This is a genomic window from Ideonella flava (assembly GCF_051857595.1).
In the GTDB taxonomy this organism is placed as follows: Bacteria; Pseudomonadota; Gammaproteobacteria; order Burkholderiales; family Burkholderiaceae_C; genus Ideonella.
In genome coordinates, this window is the sequence record NZ_JBPZHD010000005.1 from 431,448 (window position 1) to 456,455 (window position 25,008).

At 67.0% G+C, this 25,008-nt stretch carries 25 protein-coding genes; 3 read left to right on the plus strand and 22 right to left on the minus strand.

The window, feature by feature from the left end; translation table 11 throughout:
• Nucleotides 1-13: 13 nt before the first annotated feature.
• The 6 genes from dnaB to ppsA form a co-directional block, all read right to left on the minus strand.
• Nucleotides 14-1,429, minus strand: a complete 1,416-nt coding sequence (dnaB, locus tag ACS5PM_RS13520; protein ID WP_439388145.1) for a replicative DNA helicase — start codon at nucleotides 1,427-1,429, stop codon at nucleotides 14-16.
• Between the two features lie 188 nt (nucleotides 1,430-1,617).
• Nucleotides 1,618-2,070 (minus strand): 50S ribosomal protein L9, encoded by a 453-nt coding sequence (gene rplI / locus ACS5PM_RS13525; protein ID WP_439388146.1) that lies wholly within the window; start codon nucleotides 2,068-2,070, stop codon nucleotides 1,618-1,620.
• Nucleotides 2,071-2,081: 11 nt separating this feature from the next.
• Entirely contained in the window at nucleotides 2,082-2,366 is a 285-nt protein-coding gene (gene rpsR / locus ACS5PM_RS13530) for a 30S ribosomal protein S18 (RefSeq protein ID WP_439388147.1), read from the minus strand.
• A 56-nt stretch (nucleotides 2,367-2,422) separates the two neighbouring features.
• Nucleotides 2,423-2,707, minus strand: coding sequence for a primosomal replication protein N (priB, locus tag ACS5PM_RS13535; protein WP_439388148.1), 285 nt, complete (start codon nucleotides 2,705-2,707; stop codon nucleotides 2,423-2,425).
• Between the two features lie 37 nt (nucleotides 2,708-2,744).
• Nucleotides 2,745-3,107: a 30S ribosomal protein S6 gene (gene rpsF, locus ACS5PM_RS13540; protein ID WP_439388149.1), complete on the minus strand. Its 363-nt coding sequence runs from the start codon at nucleotides 3,105-3,107 to the stop codon at nucleotides 2,745-2,747.
• A 143-nt stretch (nucleotides 3,108-3,250) separates the two neighbouring features.
• The gene (gene ppsA, locus ACS5PM_RS13545) at nucleotides 3,251-5,650 is read right to left on the minus strand and encodes a phosphoenolpyruvate synthase (RefSeq protein WP_439388150.1); all 2,400 of its coding nucleotides are present in this window, start codon (nucleotides 5,648-5,650) and stop codon (nucleotides 3,251-3,253) included.
• 227 nt (nucleotides 5,651-5,877) lie between these two features.
• Here ppsA and ppsR point away from each other — a divergent pair, with 227 nt between their 5' ends.
• The gene (gene ppsR / locus ACS5PM_RS13550) at nucleotides 5,878-6,702 is read left to right on the plus strand and encodes a posphoenolpyruvate synthetase regulatory kinase/phosphorylase PpsR (RefSeq protein ID WP_439388151.1); all 825 of its coding nucleotides are present in this window, start codon (nucleotides 5,878-5,880) and stop codon (nucleotides 6,700-6,702) included.
• Here ppsR and ACS5PM_RS13555 read toward each other — a convergent pair.
• From ACS5PM_RS13555 to rpsB, 16 genes are all read right to left on the minus strand, one after another.
• The gene (locus ACS5PM_RS13555) at nucleotides 6,696-7,472 is read right to left on the minus strand and encodes a TrmH family RNA methyltransferase (RefSeq protein WP_439388152.1); all 777 of its coding nucleotides are present in this window, start codon (nucleotides 7,470-7,472) and stop codon (nucleotides 6,696-6,698) included. The two genes, ppsR and ACS5PM_RS13555, sit on opposite strands and share 7 nt — an antisense overlap.
• Nucleotides 7,473-7,475: 3 nt before the next feature.
• Nucleotides 7,476-8,108, minus strand: coding sequence for a ribonuclease HII (gene rnhB, locus ACS5PM_RS13560; protein WP_439388153.1), 633 nt, complete (start codon nucleotides 8,106-8,108; stop codon nucleotides 7,476-7,478).
• The gene (gene lpxB, locus ACS5PM_RS13565) at nucleotides 8,077-9,228 is read right to left on the minus strand and encodes a lipid-A-disaccharide synthase (protein ID WP_439388154.1); all 1,152 of its coding nucleotides are present in this window, start codon (nucleotides 9,226-9,228) and stop codon (nucleotides 8,077-8,079) included. The genes rnhB and lpxB overlap by 32 nt, the downstream gene beginning before the upstream one ends.
• A gap of 15 nt (nucleotides 9,229-9,243) precedes the next feature.
• Entirely contained in the window at nucleotides 9,244-10,032 is a 789-nt protein-coding gene (gene lpxA / locus ACS5PM_RS13570; RefSeq protein ID WP_439388155.1) for an acyl-ACP--UDP-N-acetylglucosamine O-acyltransferase, read from the minus strand.
• A 17-nt stretch (nucleotides 10,033-10,049) separates the two neighbouring features.
• Nucleotides 10,050-10,490, minus strand: coding sequence for a 3-hydroxyacyl-ACP dehydratase FabZ (gene fabZ / locus ACS5PM_RS13575; RefSeq protein ID WP_439388221.1), 441 nt, complete (start codon nucleotides 10,488-10,490; stop codon nucleotides 10,050-10,052).
• Nucleotides 10,491-10,495: 5 nt separating this feature from the next.
• A complete protein-coding gene (lpxD, locus tag ACS5PM_RS13580) occupies nucleotides 10,496-11,551 on the minus strand; it encodes a UDP-3-O-(3-hydroxymyristoyl)glucosamine N-acyltransferase (protein WP_439388156.1) in 1,056 nt (351 codons plus the stop codon).
• Between the two features lie 14 nt (nucleotides 11,552-11,565).
• Nucleotides 11,566-12,090 (minus strand): OmpH/Skp family outer membrane protein, encoded by a 525-nt coding sequence (locus ACS5PM_RS13585; protein ID WP_439388157.1) that lies wholly within the window; start codon nucleotides 12,088-12,090, stop codon nucleotides 11,566-11,568.
• Nucleotides 12,091-12,095: 5 nt separating this feature from the next.
• The gene (bamA, locus tag ACS5PM_RS13590; protein WP_439388158.1) at nucleotides 12,096-14,435 is read right to left on the minus strand and encodes an outer membrane protein assembly factor BamA; all 2,340 of its coding nucleotides are present in this window, start codon (nucleotides 14,433-14,435) and stop codon (nucleotides 12,096-12,098) included.
• Nucleotides 14,436-14,445: 10 nt separating this feature from the next.
• Nucleotides 14,446-15,810, minus strand: coding sequence for an RIP metalloprotease RseP (rseP, locus tag ACS5PM_RS13595; RefSeq protein WP_439388159.1), 1,365 nt, complete (start codon nucleotides 15,808-15,810; stop codon nucleotides 14,446-14,448).
• Nucleotides 15,811-15,820: 10 nt separating this feature from the next.
• Entirely contained in the window at nucleotides 15,821-17,005 is a 1,185-nt protein-coding gene (ispC, locus tag ACS5PM_RS13600) for a 1-deoxy-D-xylulose-5-phosphate reductoisomerase (RefSeq protein WP_439388160.1), read from the minus strand.
• Between the two features lie 31 nt (nucleotides 17,006-17,036).
• On the minus strand, nucleotides 17,037-17,873 hold the full coding sequence (locus tag ACS5PM_RS13605) for a phosphatidate cytidylyltransferase (protein ID WP_439388161.1): 837 nt from the start codon (nucleotides 17,871-17,873) through the stop codon (nucleotides 17,037-17,039).
• Between the two features lie 7 nt (nucleotides 17,874-17,880).
• The gene (gene uppS, locus ACS5PM_RS13610) at nucleotides 17,881-18,639 is read right to left on the minus strand and encodes a polyprenyl diphosphate synthase (RefSeq protein ID WP_439388162.1); all 759 of its coding nucleotides are present in this window, start codon (nucleotides 18,637-18,639) and stop codon (nucleotides 17,881-17,883) included.
• Complete coding sequence (gene frr / locus ACS5PM_RS13615) at nucleotides 18,639-19,199, minus strand: ribosome recycling factor (RefSeq protein ID WP_439388163.1); 561 nt, start codon at nucleotides 19,197-19,199, stop codon at nucleotides 18,639-18,641. Before frr ends, uppS begins: the two co-directional genes overlap by 1 nt.
• A gap of 25 nt (nucleotides 19,200-19,224) precedes the next feature.
• Nucleotides 19,225-19,935 carry a UMP kinase gene (pyrH, locus tag ACS5PM_RS13620; RefSeq protein WP_439388164.1) on the minus strand — a complete coding sequence of 237 codons (711 nt, stop codon included), beginning with the start codon at nucleotides 19,933-19,935 and terminating at the stop codon, nucleotides 19,225-19,227.
• 121 nt (nucleotides 19,936-20,056) lie between these two features.
• On the minus strand, nucleotides 20,057-20,953 hold the full coding sequence (tsf, locus tag ACS5PM_RS13625; RefSeq protein ID WP_439388165.1) for a translation elongation factor Ts: 897 nt from the start codon (nucleotides 20,951-20,953) through the stop codon (nucleotides 20,057-20,059).
• A 112-nt stretch (nucleotides 20,954-21,065) separates the two neighbouring features.
• A complete protein-coding gene (gene rpsB, locus ACS5PM_RS13630) occupies nucleotides 21,066-21,812 on the minus strand; it encodes a 30S ribosomal protein S2 (RefSeq protein ID WP_439388166.1) in 747 nt (248 codons plus the stop codon).
• A gap of 290 nt (nucleotides 21,813-22,102) precedes the next feature.
• Between rpsB and ACS5PM_RS13635 the strand changes: the two genes are divergently transcribed.
• Together ACS5PM_RS13635 and ACS5PM_RS13640 are read left to right on the plus strand one after the other, a co-directional pair.
• Nucleotides 22,103-23,404: an NAD(P)/FAD-dependent oxidoreductase gene (locus ACS5PM_RS13635; protein ID WP_439388167.1), complete on the plus strand. Its 1,302-nt coding sequence runs from the start codon at nucleotides 22,103-22,105 to the stop codon at nucleotides 23,402-23,404.
• Nucleotides 23,405-23,450: 46 nt separating this feature from the next.
• Nucleotides 23,451-24,998 carry an NAD(P)H-hydrate dehydratase gene (locus tag ACS5PM_RS13640; protein WP_439388168.1) on the plus strand — a complete coding sequence of 516 codons (1,548 nt, stop codon included), beginning with the start codon at nucleotides 23,451-23,453 and terminating at the stop codon, nucleotides 24,996-24,998.
• The last annotated feature ends 10 nt before the right edge of the window (nucleotides 24,999-25,008 follow it).

Here is a 25,008-nt window from a genome sequence, read left to right on the forward strand (position 1 = left end):
ACGGCGGCGCGCCTCAGTACTCCTGCGAGTAGGCGTCCGGCGCGAGGTTGTCGAACTTGGTGTTCTGCTTCAGGAAGGCGAGCTTCACCGTGCCGACCGGGCCATTTCGCTGTTTGCCGATGATGATCTCGGCCACGCCGACTTCCTTGGAGTCCTTGTTGTAGTACTCGTCCCGATAGATGAACATGATGACGTCCGCATCTTGTTCGATGGCGCCGGACTCGCGCAGATCGCTCATCATCGGTCGCTTGTCGGTGCGCGTCTCGACCGAGCGATTGAGCTGCGACAGCGCGATCACCGGGCAATTCAGCTCCTTGGCCAAGGCCTTCAGGCCCCGCGAGATCTCGCTGATCTCGGTGGCGCGGTTCTCGCCGCTGGAGGTGCTGGTGCCGCTCATCAACTGCAGGTAGTCGATCACGATCAGGCCGAGCTTGCCGCACTGGCGTGCCTGGCGACGTGAACGCGCGCGCAGCTCCGCCGAGTTCAGCGCAGGGGTCTCGTCGATGAAGATGGACGCCTTGGACAGCTTGTCGACCGCTTCCGTCAAGCGCCCCCAGTCGTCGTCGCGCAGGCGGCCGGTGCGCAATCCGGACTGGTCTATCCGGCCCAGCGAGCCGACCATCCGCAAGGCCAGCTGCGCGGCTCCCATTTCCATGGAGAACACCACCACCGGCAGGCCTTCGTTCACCGCGACCGCCTCGGCGATGTTCAGCGCGAAGGCGGTCTTTCCCATCGACGGCCGGGCGGCCAGGATGATCAGGTCGCCGCCCTGCAGGCCCGCGGTCATGCGGTCCATGTCGAAGAAGCCGGTCCGTACGCCGGTGACCTCTTCTGCGCCGTTCTCGGCCAGCTCGGTGACGCGGTCGATCAGTTGCACCACCAGCTGGTCCATGCTCTGGAAGCCCTGCTTGGTACGCTGGCCCTCCTCGCCGATCTTGAAGATCTTGCCTTCGGCCTCGTCGAGGATCTGCGACACCTGGCGCCCTTGCGGGTTGAAGGCCGCGGTGGCGATCTCGTCACTGGCGGCTATCAGTTTGCGCAGGATCGCCCGCTCGCGAACGATCTCGGCATAGCGGCGAAGGTTGGCCGCGCTGGGCACGCTCTGGGCCAGGGCGTTCAGGTAGGCCAGGCCGCCGCATTCCTCTGCCTTGCCGAGCGACTGCAATTGCTCGAAGACGGTGATCACGTCGGCCGGCTTGGTCGCGCTGATCAAGCCGCCGATGGCGCCGAAGATCAGCCGATGCTCGTAACGGTAGAAATCCGTCTCGCTGAGGACATCGGCCGCCCGGTCCCAGGCACCGTTGTCAAGCAGCAGGCCGCCCAGCACGCTTTGCTCCGCCTCTATCGAATGCGGAGGCACGCGCAGCTTGGCGACTTCGTCATCGCGCGGCGCGGCGCGGGGGTCGTGGGCGTCGAAGATCGAGGACATCAATCGATCCTATGAAGCGGTGGAACGGCCGCAAGGGGGAGAACTGCCGAGGCCCGCGCGCTCTTCCTGGCACGCTGTGCGCAAACCTGTGCACATCCCTGTGGGCAGGCGGCGCAAACCAGTGGATAACGTGCCGCCCAAATGAAAGAAGCCGGCGGGTGCCGGCCTCTTGGTGGAGAAGCTGTGGATCAGTCGGCTTCGCCGACGACCTTCACGGTGATCTCGACCACGACATCGGTGTGGGCGGCGACGTTGACCGGGAACTCGCCGACGGCCTTCAGCGGGCCGTTGGGCAGGCGAACCTGGGCCTTCGCGACCTGGAAGCCCGACTTGCCGAGCGCCTCGGCGATGTCATGGTTGGTCACGGAACCGAACAGGCGGCCATCGACGCCAGCCTTCTGGCTGATGGTGACGGTGAGGCCAGCCAGCTTCTCGCCGGCGGCTTGCGCGGCGGCCAGCTTCTCGGCGGCGACCTTCTCCAGTTCGGCGCGGCGCGCCTGGAATTCCTGGATCGCGGCCTCGGTGGCGCGGCGGGCGCGCTTGGTCGGGATCAGGAAGTTGCGGGCGAAGCCGTCCTTGACCTTGACGATGTCGCCGAGGTTGCCCAGGTTGGCCACCTTGTCCAGCAGAATGACTTGCATGCGTGGACTCCTCAGACCTTGTGTTGATCGCTGTACGGCAGCATCGCCAGGTAGCGCGAGCGCTTGATGGCGTTGGTCAGCTGGCGTTGGAAGAAGGCGCGGGTGCCGGTCAGGCGAGCGGGCGTGATCTTGCCGTTCTCACCGATGAAATCGCGCAGCAGGTCGACATCCTTGTAGTCGATCGACTCGACGCCGGTGACCGTGAAGCGGCAGAACTTCTTGCGGCGGAAAAGCAGCGACTGCTGGTTGCGCTTCGGCCGGCGATCCTTGGAAAAACGTGACTTGGGCGGGGGCATGATGACCTCTGTAAATGTCTATCCGGTGTTTGAACAGGGGCGTCAGGTCAGTCGGGTCAGGTGTCGAGCTCGGTCACGTGGAACACGAGGCCCTTGCCGTTGCGAGAGGCGGTCAGGAAGCCGGCGAATTGAGCCGGTGTCCCGAGCGCCAGGGCCGCGACAGGCCGCGTGATCTCCCCGATCGCCACCGCCTTGAGCTGCATCGCTATCTGGCGGGGCTGGCCGTCTTCGGTCACCTGGGATTGATGCTTGAGCATCAGGTCCAGGGCCGGAAGGCCGGCGGGGGTGTAACGCGTCGCGCCTCGCTCGACCACCTCGGCAGCCAGGATAAGCCGGTTCACGACCTCACCTCGACGCCGGGCGACGAACCGTCAGGCTTCAGGCGGTGGACTCCTGGGCGGCCTTGCGGGCCTCTTCCTTCTCGACCGACTTCATCATCACCGACGGGCTCGTCTCGGCCTTCTCGACCTTGACGGTCAGGTGGCGCAGGACGGCGTCGTTGAAACGGAAGCCCGTCTCCAGCTCGGTCAGGACTTCCTTCGAGCACTCGATATTCAGGCACAGGTAGTGCGCCTTGGCGAGCTTCTGGATCATGTAGGCCAGCTGACGGCGGCCCCAGTCTTCGACCCGATGAACCTTGCCGCCACCGTTGGTGACGAGGTTCTTGTAGCGCTCCAGCATGGCTGGAACCTGTTCACTCTGGTCCGGATGGATCAGCAGAATGATCTCATAGTGACGCATGAATACTCCTTGAGGATTTCCGTGGATGGAAAGCCGCCCGGCGCGTCTGAATGACCGGTGCAGCAAGGGCAGGAAAGCCGACGATCATAGCACAAGGGCCCGGGAATCCCCGGGCCCTGTTCAGCCGGCTGGCCAGGGCGAGTTCAGGCGGCGCCCGCCAGACGCGTCCAGGTCTCGATGACCGAATCCGGATTCAGCGACATGGAGGCAATGCCTTCGGCCGCCAGCCAGTCGGCGAAATCCGGATGGTCGCTCGGGCCCTGGCCACAGATGCCCACGTACTTGCCGGTGGCGCGACAGGCGGCGATGGCGCGCGAGATCATGGCCTTGACCGCCGGGTCCCGCTCGTCGAAGTCCTCGGCCAGCTGCACCAGCCCGGAATCACGGTCCAGGCCCAGCGTGAGCTGCGTGAGGTCGTTCGAGCCGATCGACATGCCGTCGAAGTGCTCGAGGAACTGCTCGGCCAGGATGGCGTTGCTGGGCACCTCGCACATCATGATCAGGCGAAGGCCGTTCTGGCCACGCTTGAGCCCGCGCTCGGCCAGCAGGCCGGTGACCCGCTCGGCTTGCCGCACGGTGCGGACGAAGGGCACCATGATCTCGACGTTGGTCAGACCCATGTCGTTGCGCACGCGCTTGAGCGCCTCGCACTCCATGCCGAAGGCGTCGGTGAACTCGCTGTTGATGTAGCGCGAGGCCCCGCGGAAGCCGAGCATGGGGTTCTCTTCGTCCGGCTCGTAGCGCGAGCCGCCAATCAGCTTCTTGTACTCGTTGGACTTGAAGTCCGACAGGCGCACGATGACCGGCTTGGGCCAGAAGGCCGCGGCGATGGTGGCCACGCCCTCGGCCAGCTTGTCGACGTAGAAGGCACGCGGAGAAGCGTGTCCGCGAGCCACCGACTCCACGGCCTTCTTCAGGTCGGGATCGACGTTCGGATAGTCGAGGATCGCCTTCGGGTGCACCCCGATGTTGTTGTTGATGATGAACTCGAGACGCGCCAGGCCCACGCCCGAGTTCGGCACCTGGGCGAAGTTGAACGCGAGCGTCGGGTTGCCCACGTTCATCATGATCTTGATCGGGCAGTACGGCATCTCCCCGCGTACCACCTCGGTGACCTCGGTCTCGAGCAGCCCGTCGTAGACATGGCCGGTGTCCCCCTCCGAGCAGGCCACCGTCACCAGGGCGCCGTCGTGCAGTGTCTCCGTCGCGTCGCCGCAGCCCACCACGGCGGGAATGCCCAGCTCGCGGGCGATGATCGCCGCGTGGCAGGTGCGGCCACCCCGGTTCGTCACGATGGCGCTGGCACGCTTCATCACCGGCTCCCAGTTGGGATCGGTCATGTCGGCCACCAGGACGTCACCCGGCTGGACCTTGTCCATCTCGGCCACGGAGTGCACCAGCCGAACCGGCCCCGTGCCGATCTTCTGCCCGATGGCGCGGCCCTCGGCCAGCACGGTCGAGTGGCCCATGAGCTTGTATCGGTGCTCGACCTGGCCCTCAGACTGGCTGCGCACGGTCTCCGGCCTGGCCTGGAGGATGTAGAGCTTGCCGTCGACCCCGTCCTTGCCCCATTCGATGTCCATCGGACGGCCGTAGTGCTTCTCGATGATCAGCGCGTACCGGGCCAGCTCGGTCACTTCGTCGTCGGTCAGCGAGTAGCGATTGCGCATCTCGGGCGGCGTGTCGACGGTCTTGACCAGCTTGCCTGTCCTGGCCTTTTCCTCCGGGGAGGCGAACTCCATGCGGATCAGCTTGGAACCCAGGCCGCGGCGGATGATCGCCAGCTTGCCGGCGTTGAGCGCCGGCTTGTGGACGTAGAACTCATCCGGGTTGACGGCGCCCTGCACGACCGTCTCGCCCAGGCCATAGCTGGCGGTGATGAACACCACGTCCTTGAAGCCGGACTCGGTGTCTATGGTGAAGACGACGCCGGCCGAGCCGATGTCCGAGCGCACCATGCGCTGGACACCCGCCGAGAGGGCGACGTCCGAGTGGGCAAAGCCCTTGTGCACGCGGTAGCTGATGGCCCGGTCGTTGTAGAGCGAGGCAAAGACCTCCTTCATCTTGTGCAGCACGTCATCGATGCCATGCACGTTCAGGAAGGTCTCCTGTTGTCCGGCGAACGACGCATCGGGCAGGTCCTCGGCGGTGGCCGACGAGCGCACCGCCCAGGTCGCGTCGGGCGAGTCGCCGGCCACGCGGGCGTACTCGGAGCGCACGGCGTCTTCCAGGGCGCCCGGGAAGGGCGCATCCACCACCCATTGCCGGATTTCGGCGCCGGCTTCGGCCAGCGCCCGCACGTCATCGACGTTCAGCGATGCCAGCCGCTTGTTGATCCGCTCCGTCAGGCCGCCGTGGGTGAGGAACTCCCGAAAGGCGTGGGCAGTGGTCGCGAAGCCGCCGGGCACCCGCACGCCCGAGGCGGCGAGCTGGCTGATCATTTCGCCGAGGCTGGCGTTCTTGCCGCCGACCGCCTCGACGTCGGTCATTCTCAGTTGTTCGAAAGGCGCGACCAGGGCGGTCGCCAGGTGGGTGGATGACATGGGGAAGCTCCTTGATGACAAAAAACCTGGCGCCATGCCACCCCTGCTGCCACGCCGGCGGCCCACGCTGCAGCGCGTGTTGGATTTCGTTCGAGGCTGCAGGGGCTCATCCGGGGCGTGTGTCGGGCGGCACGGGCCGCGCGAACCAAGGAGCACGTCAATGGACCAATTCTACGAACGGATTGCCTATGATCGCTGAACCCCCCCTGAAACAGAGCCGAGCATTCATGCCGAACCGTAGCGTCTTCTTCGTCTCCGACGGTACCGGCATCACGGCCGAAACCTTCGGCAACTCCATCCTGGCCCAGTTCTCGGCCAAGCCGCGCCACGTCCGGCGGCCCTTCATCGATACCGAGGAGAAGGCCGCGAAGGTGGTGACCGAGATCAATGCGACGGCAGCGGCCGAGGGCAAGCGGCCCATCGTCTTCATCACCCTGGCCAACGAATCGGTGCGCTCCATCCTGACCGGGCCGCTGTGCAAGGGCATGGTGATGGACATGTTCGCGGCCTTCGTCGAGCCGCTGGAGATCGAATTCGGCATCAAGTCCAACCACCGTGTCGGACGCTTTTCCGACGCCGCCAAGAGCGAGGAATACAACGACCGGATCGAGGCGATCAACTTTTCGCTCGCCCACGACGACGGCCAATCGGCCAAGAACCTGGCGGAGGCCGACGTGATCCTGGTGGGCGTCAGCCGCAGCGGCAAGACGCCGACATCGCTGTACCTGGCCATGCAGCACGGCATCAAGGCCGCCAACTATCCGCTCATCCCCGAGGATTTCGAACGCGGACACCTGCCCTCCTCGCTCGCCCAGCACAAGCGCAAGTGCTTCGGCCTGACGATCGATCCGGAGCGGCTGGCGCAGATCCGCAACGAGCGGCGCCCCGGCAGCAAGTACGCTGCCCTGGAGAACTGCCGCTACGAAGTGCACGAGGCCGAGCAGATGATGAAGCGCAGCGACATCTCGTGGCTTTCGTCGACCCACAAGTCGATCGAGGAGATCGCGACCACCATCCTGCGCGACATCCGGCCGGACCGGCTGGTCTACTGACCCGGCAGGGTCCCGGCGAACAGGCACACCGCCGCGGCGGCCGCGACGTTCAGCGACTCCTCGCCGCCGGGCTGCGGGATGCGCACGGTCTGCGCGCAGCGAGCCATCAGCGCCTCGTCCACGCCCTGGCCCTCGTGCCCCAGCACCCAGGCGCACGGTCGCGGCAGCCGGGCCTGGCCCAATAGCAAGCCGCCATGGGAACTGGTCGCCAGCAGAGGCACCCGCAAGGCCTCCAGGTCAGACGCCTGGAGACCTTCCACCAGCCGCAGGCCGAAGTGCGCCCCCATGCCGGCACGCAGCACCTTGCCCGACCAAAGAGCCGCCGTGCCCTTGATCGCCAGGACCTGGCGGACGCCGAAGGCGGCAGCGCTGCGCAGGATGCTGCCGACGTTGCCGGCATCCTGCAGCCGGTCCAGCACCACGCTGGCGGCTTCGGGCTCGATGGTCGGGGCCGGCGGGACGGACATCAGCGCCCCGACGCGAGCCGGCGATTCCAGGGCACTGAAGCCCTTGAAAAGCGCATCGGGAACACGCGCCGCCCTGGCCGCCCGCAATGAAAAGCCACGCCAGTCCGGCCGCTCGTGCCATGCGCTTTCCGCGTAGATGATGGCCTCCAGCCTGAAGTCTCGCCGCAGTGCTGCATCGACAAGATGGTCGCCTTCGAGCCAGACCTGGCCCAGCTTGCGGTAGGCCCCCGGATCCGCCGCGAGCTTGCGCACGCGCTGCAGCAGTGGATTGTCTCGGGCCGTGACGAGCAAGGGCTCGTCCATCGCCTAGCTGGCCTCCTGGCCGAGGGCCTCGCGCACGGGCGCGAAGCTGCGGCGGTGCACGGGCGACGCGCCATGCTCGCGCAGCGCCTGCAGATGCTCCGGCGTCGAATAGCCCTTGTGCGCGGCGAACCCGTACTTCGGGTGTTCGGCGTCCAGGGACACGCACAGCCGGTCGCGATGAACCTTCGCCAGGATGGAGGCGGCCGAGATGGACTGGACCGTGGCATCGCCACCGACCACGGCCTCCGCCGGCACGCGCAATACCGGCAAGCGGTTGCCGTCGACGAGCACCTTGCCGGGTGTCAGGCGCAAGTTCTCGACCGCCCTGCGCATCGCCAGCATCGTGGCGTGAAGGATGTTGAGCTGGTCGATCTCCTCCACGCTGGCTTCGGCGATGCTGCAGCACAAGGCCTTGGCACGGATCTCGTCGAAAAGCACCTCGCGTCGCTTCTGCGTCAGGACCTTGGAGTCCTTCAGGCCCTTGATCGGCTTGAGTTCGTCCAGGATGACGGCGGCCGCCACCACCGGCCCGGCCAAGGGCCCACGGCCGGCCTCGTCGACACCGGCGATCAGGCCCGCGGCTTCGAACACGAGGGCAATCTGTTCAGGCTTGCTGGAGGACTTTCGCAATCGCATCGCCGGCTCGACGCGCCGTATCCTGGCGCAAGCTAAGGTGAAGATCGTTCAGGCGCCGAGCCAGCGCCTCGCGGCGCGGCGCATCGTCCAGCCAGGCTTCGGCCTCGCGCGCCAGGGCCTGCGGGGTGGCGGCATCCTGCAGCAGTTCGGGCACTATGAATTCGCCGGACAGGACGTTCGGCAGCCCGAACCAGGGCTGGTAGGCGCGGCGCTTCATGTACTGCCAGTTCAGCCAGTGCATGCGGTAGGTGATGACCATGGGTCTCTTGAACAGGGCCGCCTCCAGCGTCGCGGTGCCACTGGCGATGAGCGTCACGTCGCAGGCGGCCAGCGCCTCGTGGGATCGCCCATCCAGCAACTCGATCGTCGTGCCGGCGGCGTGCTCGGTCAACAGGGGTTCCACGATGGCCCGCAGTCCGGGAGAGACCGGCAACACGAAGCGCAGGCCGGCGCGTCGCCCCGCCATCAGCGCGGCGGCACGCAGCAGCGCCGGCGCGATGTAGCGGATCTCGCTGCGACGGCTCCCGGGCAGCAATGCCACGACGGTATCGTCGGCCGCCAGGCCCAACGCGGCACGCGCGGAGTCGCGGGGCGGCTGCAGAGGGATTGTGTCTGCCAGCGGATGGCCGACAAAACTCGCCGCCACCCCGTGCCGCGCCAGCAGATCAGGTTCGAACGGAAACAGGCACAGCACGTGGTCTGCAGCGGCGGCCAGCTTCCTGACCCGTTCGCCGCGCCACGCCCAGATGGACGGGCAGACGAAATGCACGGTGCGGATGCCCGCGCTCTTGAGGGCCGACTCGAGGCCGAAGTTGAAGTCGGGCGCATCCACCCCGATGAAGACATCGGGACGCTCGGCAAGCAGGCGGTCCCGCAAGGCATTTCGAATGCCCAGCAGCTCGCGATAGTGGCGCAGCGCGTCGACATAGCCGAAGACCGAGAGCTTCTCGCTCGGCCACCAGGCCTCGAAGCCCTGCGCGGTCATGCGCGGCCCCCCTATGCCCGCCGCCTCGACGCCTGGCCAGCGCTCGCGCAGACCCTGCAGCAGCAGGCTGGCCAGCAAGTCCCCCGACGCCTCGCCCGCGACCAATCCGAAGCGCGGCGCGCCCGTTGCCTGCATCGCTGCCTCCGGCACTCAGCGGACGATGCCGCGGGTAGCGCCGGCGAGGAACGAGAGCATGGTCTCGATGTCGGCCTCGACCTCCGGCGCGCCGCCGCCAAGAGCACCGATCGCGGCGATCGCCTGATCGAGCGTCAGCGAATCGCGATACAGCAGCTTGTGCATCTGCCGTATAGCGGCGACGCGCTCGTTGCCGAACCCACGACGCTTGATGCCCGTGAGATTGACGGCTCGCAGGGCCAGGGGGTTGCCATCCGCGGTCATGAAGGGCGGCACATCCTGCGCCACATGGGCCTGGAAACCGATCATGGCGTGCGCGCCGATGTGCACGAACTGGTGCACCCCCGACAAGCCCCCGATCACCGCCCAATCGCCGACATGGACATGGCCCGCGAGGGTGGCGTTGTTGGCCATCACGATGTGGTTGCCGACGCGGCAGTCATGGGCCACGTGCACGTAGGCCATGATCCAGTTGTCCGACCCGATGCGGGTGACGCCCTCCTCCTTCATGGTCCCGAGGTTGAGGGTGCAGAACTCACGGATGGTGTTGCGGTCGCCGATCTCCAGCCGCGTAGGCTCCCCGCCATAGCTCATGTCCTGCGAGATCGCGCCGATCGAGGCGAACTGGAAGATCCGGTTGTCGCGGCCGATCGTCGTGCGGCCCTCGATCACAGTGTGGGGGCCGACCGTCGTGCCTGCACCTATGCGCACGTGCGGGCCGATCACGGCATACGGCCCGATGCTGACCGACGCGTCGAGATCCGCCGCGGGATCGACGATCGCGGAGGGATGGATGCTGGCCATCGCGTACCTTCCGCCAGTCAGCCGACCTTGCGCATCGTGCACATCAGCTCGGCTTCAGCGGCCATTTCGCCCGCCACCGTGGCCTTGGCCTTGTACTTGTAGATCCCGCCTCGCACGCGGTCGATCGAGGCCTCCATCATGAGCTGGTCGCCCGGCTCCACCGGCCGCTTGAAGCGAGCCGCATCGATGCCGGCGAAATAGACCACCATGTCGTCGCCGGGATCGACCTCCATCGAGGCGAAGGACAGCAGCGCGGCAGACTGGGCCATGGCCTCGAGGATCAGCACGCCGGGCATCACCGGCCGATGGGGAAAGTGTCCGGTGAAGAACGGCTCGTTGATGGTGACGTTCTTCAACGCGAGGATGCGGACGTTCTTCTCCAGCTCCACCACGCGATCCACCAGCAGCAACGGATAGCGATGCGGCAGGCGCTTGAGAATCTGGTGGATGTCCATCACGGTCGTCATGTCGGGCTCTTCTTCTCGAGCGCGCGCAGGCGCGCGCGCAGGGTGTGCAATTGGCGCAGCGTGGCCGCGTTCTTTTCCCAGTTGCCATTCTCATCGATCGGGAACACGCCGCTGTACCGGCCCGGCTTGGTGATGGAACTCATCACCACGCTGGCCGCCGAGATGTGCACGTGATCGCCGATCTCCAGATGGCCGAGGATCATGGCCGCGCCGCCAAAGGTGCAATGCCGGCCTATCCTGGCGCTGCCGGCGACGCCCACGCAACCTGCCATCGCCGTGTGCGCACCGATGTGAACGTTGTGGGCGATCTGGATCAGGTTGTCGAGCTTGACGCCGTCCTCGACCACGGTGTCGTCCAGCGCCCCGCGATCGACGCAAGTGTTGGCGCCTATCTCCACGTCATCGCCTAGTCGCACACCGCCGAGCTGTTCGATCTTCTCCCACCGATCCTCGAACGGCGCGAAGCCGAAGCCATCCGCGCCGATCACGCACCCGCTGTGGAGGATGCCGTTGCGTCCGACCCGGCAGCCGAACCCTACGGTCGCCCGAGGATGAAGGCGCGTTCCACCGCCCAGCTCGGCGCCCTCGCCCACGAAGGCATGGGCACCGATCACGACGCCCTCCCCGATCACCGCATGGCCTTCGATCACCGCCATCGGCCCGACGTGCGCCGTCGCTGCCAGTTGAACGCCAGGGGCGACGTAGGCACTTGGGTGCACACCCGCTTGGGGGGCCGCGCGCGTACGGACAACCCACCAGCGCGTCAGTCGCGCGAAGGCCAGGTAGGGGTCGGCGACGAGAACAGCTGCAGTCCCTCGGGCCTCCAGCGCTTCGGCATCCTCGGCGCGGACGATGACTGCGCCGGCGCCGGTGCTCCCCAGCAGGTGCTTCAGCCGAGGCTGCGACAGGAAGCCGATGGTGGACTGATCCGCCGATTCGAGGGAGCCAATCCGCTGGATGAGGCGTTCGCCATCGCCTCGGAGCACGCCGTCCACAGCGGCGGCAATGTCGGCCAGGCGGACGAAGCCCGTCGTGCCTGGCCCGGGGGGCATGGTCAGCCCGTCATTCACTTGGCAGCGTTCATCGCGTCGATCACCTTCTTGGTGATATCCACGCGAGGACCGGCGAAGATCACCTCCTGCAGGATCAGGTCGTACTTCTCCTGCTCGAAGATCTGCCGGATGACCTTGTTGGCTCGTTCCACCACGGCCGCCAGCTCTTCGTTCTTGCGCTGGTTCAGGTCTTCCTGCAACTCGCGCTGCTTGCGCTTGAAATCGCGGTCCTGCTCGACCAGGTCACGCTGGCGCCGGCTGCGCTCGGCCTCGGAAAGCGTGGGGCCTTCCTTTTCCAGCTTGGCGGCTGCGGTGCGCAGCTTGTTGCCCATGTCGTTGACTTCGCCCTCGCGCTTGCTGAATTCAGCCTCGAGCTTGGCCTGCGCTGCCTTGGCGGGCGCTGCCTCGCGCATCACGCGCTCGCTGTTGACGTAGCCGATCTTCAGCTCTTCGGCGCTTGCGCTGGGCGCCGCCAGAGACAGACCGAGCGAAAGGGCCGAGAGGGCCGCCGCGGCGACGAGGTGTTTGCTAAGCGACATGATCTTCAAAAGGCCGTTCCGACTTGAAACTGGAAACGTTGGATTTTATCGCCCCTGAAAGAGCGCAACGGAGTGCCGTAGCTGAGCTTCAGCGGGCCGACGGGCGAGATCCAGCTCAGACCCAGGCCGGCCGACACGCGCAGGTCGTCCAGCGTGCCGGACTGCCCCCGCTCGCGGTCGCCTTCGGTGATGGCGCCCGTGTGGTCGCGCCAGACGTTGCCGGCGTCGGCGAACAGGAAGATGCGCAGAGACTTGTCGTTTCCGGATCCGGGCACCGGCAGGTACAGCTCGGAGTTCAGGTTCAGCTTCTTCGAGCCACCGTCGTAGGCGCCGGTGATGTCGACACCGCCAAAGGAGCCCGATTCGAAGACCCGCACCGAGCCCAGGCCGCCCCCGTAGAAGTTCTTGAACAGCGGATACGGCTTCCCGTCGAGGCCGTAACCCAGGCCGACCTCGCCGTTGACCCCCAGCGTGAGCTTGTTGGTCAGGGAGAAATACTGCTGGTACTGGGCGTTCAGGCGGGCGTAGTGCACGTCCCCGGCCAGGCTGAAATCGAGATTGATACGCTGGTAGCGGCCCTTGGTCGGAATCAGCGGGTTGTCCCGCTCTTCCCGCGCCCAGCCCACCGTGAGCGGCACGCTCAATGCGTGATTGCCGAAGTTCTCGACGAAGGTGAAGTAACTGTTCGGCACGCCGGCGGACGTGCCGATGATGGTCTCTTCGAGGCCGACCCCGAAGAACACCGTGTCGTACTCGCTGAAGGGGACCCCGAAACGAATCGACGCACCCGGCGTGGCCAGCTGGTAGGCATCGCCCTGGCTGTTCAGAGGCTTGGAGGTGCGGTAGTAGACGTCGATGGCCCGCGAGACGCCGTCGTCGGTGAAGTACGGATCCACCGTGCTGACCACCAGGTTGCGGGCCAGGCGGCTGGTGTTGACTTCCAGGCCGAGGTAGTTGCCCGTCCCGAAGACGTTCTCCTTGCGGATCGCGCCCGAGAACGACAGGCCCGCGGTCGAATAGCCGGCCGCCAGCTGCAGGCTGCCGGTCTGCCTCTCCTTCACGTTGAGGATCAGGTCGACCTGGTCGGGCGATCCCGGAACCTCCTGCGTGTCGACGGTGACCTCCTCGAAGTAGCCCAGGCGCTCGATCCGGTCACGGGAAAGCTTGATCTTGGCGCTGTCGTACCAGGCGGACTCGAACTGGCGGAACTCGCGCCGGATGACCTCGTCACGGGTGACCGTATTGCCGGCGACATTGATGCGCCGCACGTTGACACGTACGCCCGGGCTGCCCTGCAGCACCACCACCACCTGGCCCGTCTTGCGGTCGATGTCCGACCGCGGCTCGATGCGGGCGAAGGCGTAGCCATAGGTGCCGTACAGGTCGGAGAACGCCCGGGTGGTGGCCGTGACGTCGTCGCCGCGGTAGGGCTCGCCCGGCTTGATCAGCACGCGCTGCTTGAAGTCTTCCTCGCGGCCCAGGTACTCGCCTTCCAGCTTGACGCCGGCCACCGTGAAGGGCTGGCCCTCCTCGATGCCGATGGTGATGAGGATCTCCTGCTTGTCAGGCGAGATCGTCACCTGGGTCGACTTGACGTCGAACTCGAGGTAGCCCTTGTTCAGGTAGAAGGCCCGGATCTTCTCGAGATCGGCGTTGAGCTTGGCGCGCGAATAGCGGTCGGACTTGGTGTACCAGCTGAGCCAGCCGCCGGTGGTCAGGTCCATCAGGTCCAGCAGGGTCGATTCGCTGAAGGCCTTGGCGCCTTCGATGCGGATCTCCTTGATCTTGGCCACGTCTCCCTCGACCACCGTGAAGGTCACGTTGACCCGGTTTCGCTCGATGGGCGTGGCGGTGGTCACCACCTCGGCGCCATACAGGCTGCGGGTCAGGTACTGGCGCTTGATCTCCTGCTCGGCACGGTCGACCACGGCCTTGTCGTAGGGCTGGCCTTCGGAGATGCCGTTGTCCTTCAGCGCCTTGGCCAGGGTGTCCTTGTCGAACTCCTTCAGGCCGATGAAGTTCACCGAGGCGATGACCGCGCGCTCCTCGACGACGACGACCACGACCTGGCCCTCGATGTCGATGCGCACGTCCTTGAACAGGCCGGTGGCGAACAGCGCGCGCAGCGCCGCGGCGCCCTTGTCGTCGTTGTACTGGTCACCGATGCGAAACGGCAAGGCGCCGAAGACGCTGCCAGGATCGCCGCGCTGCAAGCCCTCCACGCGGATGTCGCTGATCGTGAACGGTTCGACGGCCCGGGCGGATGTCCCGAACGTGGCCGCAGCCACCAGGGCCACGTACGCGGGGACCGGACGCAGCGATGTCAAGGCAAAGGGGAATGGCATCGGGGAGGTGTCACTGCAGGCCCAGCAGGCGGGCCACGTCGTTGGAGAGAGCGATGGTCATCATCAGCAGGAGAACGAAAGCCCCACTGCGCTGCAGCCACTTGTGCCACAGATCCGAGACCGGCCGACCGGTCACGCCCTCGAAAAGATAATACATCAGGTGCCCTCCATCGAGCATTGGCAGCGGCAACAGGTTCAGCACCCCCAGGCTCACGCTGACCGTGGCGAGGAAGGCGAGGTAGTAGCTCAATCCCAGTTGCAGGGACTGGCCGGCATAGTCGGCGATCGTCAAGGGCCCGCTCAGGTTTCGAAGCGATGCCTGGCCGAGCACCATTCGACCCAGCATCTTCAGGCTCAGGCCCGCCATGTCCCAGGTTCGTTGCGCCCCGCGCGCCACGCCGTCCCACAGGCCGAGCCTGATGGTCACCATGCGCGCGGGTCCGCCGACAGGCGCATCGACCCGGCCCAGGACCTTGTCGCCTTCGGTGACCTGGCGTGGCGACACCTCGAGCTCGACGCGCTCGCCGTTCCGTTCGATCAACCATCGCAGCGGCGGCAGGCCAGGGCCGGAGTAGGAACGGATCCGGTCGACCAGCGCCTGCGCGTCGGGAACGGGCACACCATCGATCGACAACACCTGGTCGCCGGCGCGCAAGCCTGCGCGCTCGGCCGGACCGCCCGGACTGGGCCGACCCATGACGGCAGCCCGGAAAGGCGCACCAATGCCGATGCGCTGTGCAGCGGCCGAATCCATGTCCTGGCCTGCCAGCTCGGACAGGCGCAAGGTGAGCGTGCGACGGTGGTTGCCGTTGGAATCGCTCACCTGAAGCTGCAGGTCCTCCCCCCGCAGGACCGAGCGGGTCAACTGCCAGTGCAGCTCGTTCATCGAGGCGATGTCTTCCCATTCGCCGTCGGCGGGCGCCGCTGCCTGCACCCAGTCTCCGGCGGCCAGGCCGGACTCCATCGCCAGCGTGTGAGCCGGCGGGGTCGACAGGATGGCCACCGCCTCGTCGGTACCCACCCAGTGCGCGGCCGCGTACAGCAGCACGGCCAGCAACAGGTTCACCAGGGGACCGGCGGCGACCGTCGCGGCGCGCTGGAACAGCGGCTTCCGGTCGAAGGTCTCGTGCCAGCGGTTGGGAGGCACATGGTCGATGCGCGAATCGAGCCAGCGGACGTAGCCCCCGAAGGGAATCGCCGACAGGACGAACTCGGTGCTCTCGGGCGTGGCCTGGCGGCGCCAGACCACCGGCCCGAAGCCGATCGAGAAGCGCAGCACCTTCACGCCGCACCACAGGGCCACGCGATAGTGACCGTACTCATGCACCACGATCAGCACGCCCAGGGTAAGCACGAAGCCGAGGAGCATGCTCATGCGGGCTCCTTCAGTGCTGCAGCGCGCGAACGCGCTCCAGCGCACGGGATCGCGCCTGGCGGTCCAAGTCGAGCAAGGCCTCGACCGGCGCGTCCAGGGCCAGGCGTGGCGGCAGCGCTTCCAGCGTTTCCGCAGTGACGCGATGGATCGAATCGAACCCGATCCGCCGGTCCAGGAAGGCAGCGACCGCCTCTTCGTTCGCCGCGTTGAGCACCGCCGTACTTCCGTGAGGCCCCTGCAGGGCCTCCCATGCCAGGAACAGCCCTGGAAAGCGCTCGCGCTCCGGCGGCTCGAACGTGAGAGCGCCCAGGCTCAGGAAATCGAGCGGCTCGGCACCCGACTCGATCCGCTCGGGAAACGACAGCCCGTAGGCGATGGGTACACGCATGTCCGGCGTACCCAGCTGGGCCATCACCGATTGATCCCTGCACACGACCATCGAGTGAATGATGCTCTGCGGATGGATGACCACCCTCACCTGTGCGGGATCGAGGTCGAACAGCCAACGCGCCTCGATGACTTCGAGCGCCTTGTTCATCATCGTCGCGGAGTCGACGGAGATCTTGCGACCCATCACCCAGTTGGGATGGGCGCAGGCCTGTTCCGGCGTGACCGAGGAAAGGGTTGCCGGATCCCGCTGCCGGAAAGGCCCCCCCGAGGCGGTGAGCACGATGTGCGAGATGCGCTGCTTCCATTGGCGCCGGTCCTCGGGCAGGCACTGGAAGATCGCGGAATGCTCGCTGTCGATCGGCAGCAGCGTCGCACCTCCGTCCACCACGGCTGCCATGAACTGCGCTCCGCCGACGACGAGCGCCTCCTTGTTGGCCAGCAGGAGCCGCTTGCCTGCCCTGGCGGCGGCCATGCAGGGCAACAGGCCCGCAGCACCGACGATGGCTGCCATCACCGTGTCGACCTCGGGGTGTGCAGCCAGTTGCACCAGGGCATCATCCCCGTCGATCACCTCGGTGCGCGAACCCGCTTGTCGCAAGGTCTCGCGCAAGGTCCGCGCCGCGCCGGAGCCCGACATGGCTGCGAATCGGGGCTTCCACTGCAGGCACTGCTTCACCAGCTCGTCGACCCGCTGGTGGCCTGTCAGGGCGACCACCTCGAATCGGTCGGGGTGGCGGGAAACGACGTCCAGCGTGTTGCTGCCCACCGAGCCGGTGGAGCCGAGTACGCACAGGCGCTGTCGCATCGGGATCACTACTTCGTTTGATGCGGGCACTTCAGCTGCCCGCGAGAGCCATGACGGCGGGCAGCGCAGGCAGCAACGCATCAATCCGGTCCAGGACGCCGCCGTGCCCGGGCAGCAATCCACTCGAATCCTTGGCGCCGACCGCACGCTTGGCGAGCGATTCGAGCAGGTCGCCCATGACGCTCAACCCGCATACCGCGGCGAGCCCCATGAGCAACACGATCCAACCATGACGGTCCGCCACCACCGAGAAAACGCTCGGCGCGATCGCGGGCCAGGCCGATTGCAGCGCTGTCCAGCCCCAGGCCAGCAACGCCGCGCCCACCATACCCGACCAGACGCCCTCCCAGCTCTTGCCGGGGCTGATGGATGGCGCCAGCTTGCGCCGGCCGAAGGTGCGCCCGCCGAAGTAGGCGGAAATGTCTGCAGCCCAGACGATGCAAAGAGCTGAAAGGATGAAGCCCAGGCCCCGCTGCTTGGCGGCCGCGAGCGCCAGCCAACCGATGGACAGGATGAGCCAACCCAGGACGAGGCGCACGGCACGCGGCAACTGCGGCCACGCCGCCGGGCCGTTGCGCAGTGCCCACCCGCCACCGACGATCCAGCAAGTCACCGCCAGCCACCAGACCACGGACGGCGCCGTGGTCGCCCAACCGGCCCACCAGGCGGCTGCGCAGGTCAGCGCGACGGCTGCGCCCATGGCCCAGGCGCCAGGACCCGCCAGCCCGTTCAGACGGCCCCACTCCCACCCGGCGGCTCCGAGCATGACGAGCGTCAAGGCGGCAAAGGGCAGCAGGTTGTCGACCAGCAGCGCAGGCAGAAGCAGCGCCACCAGGACCAACGCAGTGATCACGCGTTGCAGCAGCATCGATCGTTCAGGCTGGCGCCTTGTCGGCGGCCTTGTCCAGGACGGCACCGAAGCGCCGCTCGCGACCCGAATAGGCCGCGATCGCCTTGTCGAGTTCGGCCGCGTCGAAGTCCGGCCAGAGGCATTCGGTGAAGTACATCTCGGAATAGGCCAGTTGCCAGAGCAGGAAGTTGCTGACCCGGACCTCTCCGCCCGTGCGGATGAAGAGATCCGGATCCGGCGCGTGCGCCAGCGCCATGTGGCGGCTCAGCACCTCCTCGCTCAGCTCTTCTGCTAGCACCCCTTCGGCCAGCGCCCGCTTGCAGGCTTGCACGATGTCCCACCGGCCGCCGTAGTTGAATGCGACGGTCAGGGTCAGGCCGGGATTGTTCTTCGTCAGCTCCTCGGCTTCGTTCCACGCCTGGCGGACCTTCTCCGAGACGGCGGACCGATCGCCCATCACCTTGATGCGCACGCCGTCCTTGGCCAGCCGGGTGAGGTACTTCGAGACACCGACCAGGACCAGGTTCATCAGCCCCGAGACTTCTTCATCGGGGCGCTTCCAGTTCTCGCTCGAGAAGGCGTAGACGGTGAGGTACTCGATGCCACGTCTCGCGCAGTCGTCGATCACGCGAACAACCGTCTCCATGCCGAACTTGTGGCCGAACACGCGGGGCATGAAGCGCCGCCTGGCCCAGCGGCCATTGCCGTCCATCACGATGGCCACGTGGCGGGGCACGCCCGGGCCGCGGGCTGCCGGAGTCGTCGGAGCGGTCGACGCAGCCATCAGACCGCGAGGACTTCGGCTTCCTTGGCCTGCACCAGCTTGTCGATCTCCGCGACGGTGCGATCGGTGAGTTTCTGCACCTCGTCCTGCGCACGACGCTCGTCGTCTTCCGAGATTTCCTTGTCCTTGAGCAGCTTCTTCAGATGCTCGTTGGCGTCCCGGCGCAGGTTACGCACGGCGACCTTGGTGTTCTCGCCCTCGTGGCGCACGACCTTGGTCAGTTCCTTGCGGCGCTCTTCGGTCAGCGCCGGCATCGGCACACGAAGCAGGTCCCCCTGGGCGGAAGGGTTCAGGCCGAGATCCGACTCGCGGATCGCCTTCTCGATCTTCGGGCCCATGCCCTTTTCCCAGGGCTGCACGCTGATGGTGCGAGCGTCCAGCAGACTGACGTTGGCGACCTGGCTGATGGGCACCATGGAGCCGTAATAGTCCACGTGCACCTGGTCGAGGATGCCCGGGTGGGCGCGGCCGGTACGCACCTTGTGCAGGTCGCTCTTCAATGCCTCGACCGACTTGGCCATCTTGGTCTCGGCGTTCTTCTTGATGTCGGCAATTGTCATGATGGATGGTGCTCCTTGAACCGATTCAGACATGCACCAGCGTGCCCTCGTCCTCGCCCTGCACGACGCGCTTGAGCGCCCCTGGCTTGAAGATCGAGAACACCTTGATCGGCAGCTTCTGGTCGCGACACAACGCGAACGCCGTGGCGTCCATCACCTGCAGGTTTCGGGCGATCGCCTCGTCGAAGCTGATGTTCGCGTAGCGCGTTGCCTCGGGGTCCTTCTTGGGGTCGGCCGTGTACACGCCGTCCACCTTGGTGGCCTTGAGCACCAGCTCGGCGCCGATCTCGGCGCCGCGCAATGCTGCGGCCGTGTCGGTGGTGAAGAAGGGATTGCCGGTGCCCGCTGCAAAGACGACGACCTTGCCCTCTTCGAGGTATTGCAAGGCCTTCGGCCGCACGTAGGGCTCGACGACCTGCTCGATGCTGATGGCGGACATGACGCGGGCGGTCATGCCCTCCTGGCGCATGGTGTCGGCCAGCGCCAGGGCGTTCATCACCGTGGCCAGCATGCCCATGTAGTCGGCAGTGGCCCGATCCATGCCGACCGAACCGCCGGCCACGCCGCGGAAGATGTTGCCGCCGCCGATCACGACCGCCACCTCGCAGCCGAGCTGGGTGATCTCCTGCACCTCGCGCACCATGCGCACGATGGTGGCCCGATTGATGCCGTAGGCATCGTCGCCCATCAGGGCCTCACCGGACAATTTCAGCAGGATGCGTCGATACGCCGGCATGCAGGGCTCTCCTTGGGCGCCAGATAGGTCAAGTGTCGTTTCGCGGGCTGGTGAATCCGCTTTGAAGTGTACGCGGCGACCCGGTGAGGCCGGGCCGCCGCCAGGGGCGTCGAGGGGCGACTTACTGGCCCTTGGCCGCGGCGACCTGGGCCGCCACCTCGGCGGCGAAGTCGTCCGTCTTCTTCTCGATGCCTTCGCCGACCACGTACAGAGTGAAGGCCTTCACCGTGGTGGCCTTCTCCTTCAGCATCTGGGCGACGGTCTGCTTGCCGTCGGTGGCCTTGACGAAGACCTGGTCGAGCAGCGAGACCTCCTTGAGGTACTTCTGGACCGAGCCTTCGACCATCTTGGCGACGATCTCGGCCGGCTTGCCGGACTCGGCGGCCTTCTCCGTGGCGATCCTGCGCTCCTTCTCGACGAGCTCGGCCGGCACTTCCGCAGACGACAGCGCCGCGGGCTTCATCGCCGCCACGTGCATCGCCACGTCCTTGGCCGCCACATCGTCGCCGTCGAACTCGACGATCACGCCGATGCGGGTGCCGTGCAGGTAGCTGGCGAGCTTGCCGCCGCCGGAATAGCGCTTGAAGCGGCGGATCGACAGGTTTTCGCCGATCTTGCCGATCAGGCCCTTGCGCACGTCCTCGACCGTCGGCCCGAAGCCGTCCTGCGACAGCGACAGCGCAGACAGCGCGGCGACGTCGGCCGGATTGTTCTCGGCCACCAGCTGGGCGCAAGACTTGGTGAAGGCCAGGAACGAGTCGTTCTTGGACACGAAGTCGGTCTCGCAGTTGACCTCCAGCAGGGCGCCGGTATTGCCGTTGACGGCCGCGGAAACGACGCCTTCGGCGGTGACGCGCGAGGCGGCCTTGCCGGCCTTGCTGCCCAGCTTGACGCGCAGGATCTCTTCGGCGCGGCTCATGTCGCCGTCGGCCTCGGTCAGCGCCTTCTTGCACTCCATCATCGGCGCGTCGGTCTTGGCGCGCAGTTCGGCAACCATGCTGGCGGAAATTGCAGGCATCTTCATCTCTCCGTTGCTGCAGCACCGGGTCTCGCCCGGTGCCAAAAGGTATGAAAAAGGGGCTGTGACAGCCCCTCGTTCGGCAGGCGCTGCAGGCGCGCCGAGATCAGGGTCAGGCGTTGTCGCTGACTTCGACGAACTCGTCGCCGTCGGCCGCCACGGCCTGGACGAGCTCGGTGGCTGCGTTGGCCCGGCCTTCGAGCACGGCATCCGCCACGGCACGGGCGTACAGCGCGACGGCCTTGGCCGAGTCATCGTTGCCGGGGATGACGTAGTCCACGCCGTCGGGTGAATGGTTGGTGTCGACGACGCCGATCACCGGGATGCCGAGCTTCTGCGCCTCGGCCACCGCGATCTTGTGGAAGCCGACGTCGATCACGAACAGGGCGTCGGGCAGCGCGTTCATGTCCTGGATGCCGCCGATGTCCTTCTCGAGCTTGGCCAGCTCGCGGTCGAACAGCAGCGCTTCCTTCTTGATGCGCATCTCGGCGCCGGAATCCTTCTGCGCCTGCATGTCCTTGAGCTTCTTCAGCGAACCCTTGACGGTCTTGAAGTTGGTCAGCATGCCGCCCAGCCAGCGCTGGTCGACGTAGGGCATGCCGGCGCGCTGGGCTTCCATCGCGACGACTTCGCGCGCCTGGCGCTTGGTGCCCACCATCAGAATCGTGCCGCGCTTGGCGGACAGCTTCCCCACGAACTTCATCGCTTCCTCGAACTTGGGCAGCGTCTTTTCGAGGTTGATGATGTGGATCTTGTTGCGATGGCCGTAAATGAACGGGGCCATCTTGGGGTTCCAGAAGCGGGTCTGGTGTCCGAAATGGACACCGGCTTCCAGCATTTCACGCATCGAAACGGGCATGGGGACTCCGAAGGTTGGGTCTAGAATCCCGGCACACATCGCGACAGTGCTTGCCGTTGGTCACAACAGCAGGAACACCGCCCGCGACACCTTGAATTGCCGGGTTCGCGAACTTCAGAAGACGGGCTTTCAGCGCACCGGCCACAGCCGAAGACATGTGTCATCGACGGGCCTGACGCCACACCGCGCCTCCCGGCTCTGCTGGCTCCGTCATTGAAGTACCGGCACCAGCAAAACCCAAAGATTGTAGCAGGCCGATGTGCATCGGGCCGGCAACCACTGATTCAAGCATGCGTATCGCCGTGATCGGCGCCGGGATGTCCGGCGTCACGACCGCCTATGAACTGGCCCGCGATGGCCACGAGGTCACCGTCTTCGAGCGGCGCGGCGGCGTGGCCGCCGAAGGAAGCTTCGCGCCCGCGAGCGTGGCTGCCGCCGGTCTGTGGATCGCCCACCCCGGGGCCGAGGCCGACGCGGGCATGGACCTGGTGAAGGCCCCGGGCCTGGCCCTGGGATGGCGCCTGAACCGCTGGCGCGAGCGCCGCAAGCCTGGTCGCGCGGCTCGCCTGCAGTGCATGGCCGATCTGACGCTCATGGCGCAGCAGCGCCGCATGGCCGCGGTCGACGCCCATCAGCTGGAGTATGAGCACCACCGAGGAGTGCTGGCATTGCTGCGCACGGCAGGCCACGCCAAGCGAGCGCAAGCCCTCCTGGAAAGTCCGATGGGCAAGACGCTGCCGGTCCGGTGGCTCGGCCCTGAAGAAGCCCGCCTCGTGGAGCCCGGCCTGAACCATCGCTGGCCGGTGCATGCTGCCTTGCACTGGCCGCAAGGCGAAACAGCCAACGGGCGCCAGTTCGGCCAGGCGTTGAAGACGGTCACGCAGCAGCTCGGCGCCCTCTTTCAGTTTCAGCTCGAGGTCACGGCCATCCGGCCGGCGGCCTCCGGCAGCGAGCGGGTCGAGCTGCAGTGGGCGCGGTCCCATGAATTCACCGAGACCGCGCTGGGCTCGTCGGGCGGCACAGGCGCAACCACCGTGCCGGCGGATGCGGAGCCGATCTTCGATGCCGCCGTCATCTGCAGCGCAGAAGCGATCTCGCGGCTGCTGGGTCGTCAGATCGGTCGCAAGTCCGGCCAGCTGACGCATCTGTGCTCCGTGACGGCACCGCTGCGCGAGCCCAATGAGGCGGGGGAGAGTTTCGCGCCGCTGGGGGCGGTGCTCGATCCGGCCCGAGGGGTGACCATTGCCCGGATGGGCGAGCGCATCCGCGTGGCCGGCGCGGCACGCCTGGGGCCTCCTCCGCCACGCAACGGGTCTGCCGCGTTGGCCGATCTGTATGGGGCGCTGGAGGAAAGCTTCCCTGGCGCCGCCCGCACCGCCAAGGCTCATCCCTGGGTCGGGCGCCAATGGGCGACGGCAGACGGCTTGCCCTTGGTCGGCCCCAGCGGCATGCCGGGTGTCTGGCTCCATTGCGGTCATGCGACGCAGGCCTGGGCGTGGACGCCCGCCACCGCGAGGCTGCTGTCCGATCAGCTCGCGGGACGCTCGACCGACGTCGATCCCGCCCCGCTCGCCCCTTCGCGACTGGGCTAAGCTCACGGCACCCTTGTTGCCGCGGCCGCCCACGCCGTGCCTGTCGATGACATCGCTTCAAAGGCTGCTTCCGGGTCGCGATTCGGTGCCGCTGTTCGACAGCGCAGAAAGTCGAGAGATCGAGCGCGCAGCCCTGGCATCCACCGCGCCCAACGCCCTGATGGAAGCCGCCGGGATGGCGGTGGCGCGGCTCGCGCTCGCGCTCGCGCCGCACGCCGAACGAATCTGGATAGCCGCGGGGCCGGGCAACAACGGCGGCGACGGCCTGGTCGCTGCGCGCCACCTGCATCGATGGGGCAAGCAAGTCCACGTGACGTGGCAAGGCGACCCGGCGCGGCTCCCGGCAGACGCCGCGCAGGCTCGAGAGGCCGCCTTGGCAGTCGGCCTGACGCTGCACCCACCGTCGAGCCTGCCGGGGCAGACAGCGCCCCTCCCCCAGTTGTGCATGGACGCCCTGTTGGGCCTGGGCCAGCAGCGGGCCGCCGAGGGCGAGATGGCGACCACGATCGCCGCCTTGAACCGGCTTCGGCGCGGTGGCGCCACGCTGCTGGCCGTCGACCTCCCGACCGGCTTGTCGGCGGACACCGGCCGTCGTCTCGGCGATGCGGTGGTCGAGGCTGACGCCACTCTCGCCCTGCTGACGCCCAAGCCGGGCCTCTTCACGGCCGAAGGTCGCGACGCCGCGGGTCAGGTCTGGTGGGACAGCCTGGGCATCGATCTCAGCAACCGCGTGCCGACCGCACGGCTGAGCGGAGGCGAGGACGCACGCTCGGCCCACGCACCTCGCCTCGAAGCCGGCCACGCATCCCACAAGGGCCGCTTTGGTGACACCTGGGTCGTGGGCGGCGCACCCGGGATGAGCGGCGCCGTTCACCTCGCAGCCAGTGCCAGTCTTCGTGCCGGCGCCGGTCGCGTCTACCTGACGCCGCTGTCAGACCCGGCGCCCTCCCCCGCGGCGCCGGAGATCATGCAGCGCCCGTGGGCAGCGGCGCATGCCGCGCACCTTGCGGACCAGGCGACCGTGGTGTGCGGCTGTGGCGGCGGCGAGCCGGTGCGCCACGTGCTCCCTGAGTTGCTCGCCCGCGCCCGTCGGCTCGTGCTCGATGCCGACGCGCTCAATGCGATCGCGACCGACACCGCGCTGGCCACCTTGCTGGAAGCGCGCGGGCGTCGCGGCGAGCCGACCATCCTGACCCCGCATCCGCTCGAGGCCGCCCGGTTGCTCGACAGCACCGCCGCGAAGGTCCAGTCAGACCGGCTCGCCGCAGCCCGCACGTTGTCGGAGCGCTTTGCTGCCGTGGTGCTTCTGAAAGGATCGGGCAGCGTGATCACGACACCTGGCCGCCCGACGGTCGTCAACTCGACCGGCAACGCTCGGCTCGCCACGGCCGGCACTGGCGATGTGCTGGCCGGCTGGATCGGAGGCTGCTGGAGCGGACATGTCGGGTACGAACTCGACACCGCCGGGCTGGTGGCTGTGGGTAGCGCCTGGCTGCACGGGTGGGCAGTGCATGACCTGGACGCGGGCTTGCCGCTGCCTGCCGGCCAGCTCGTGGACGCCATGGCACGAGCCGCCGACAAGCTGGGCCGCTGAACGCAACCGC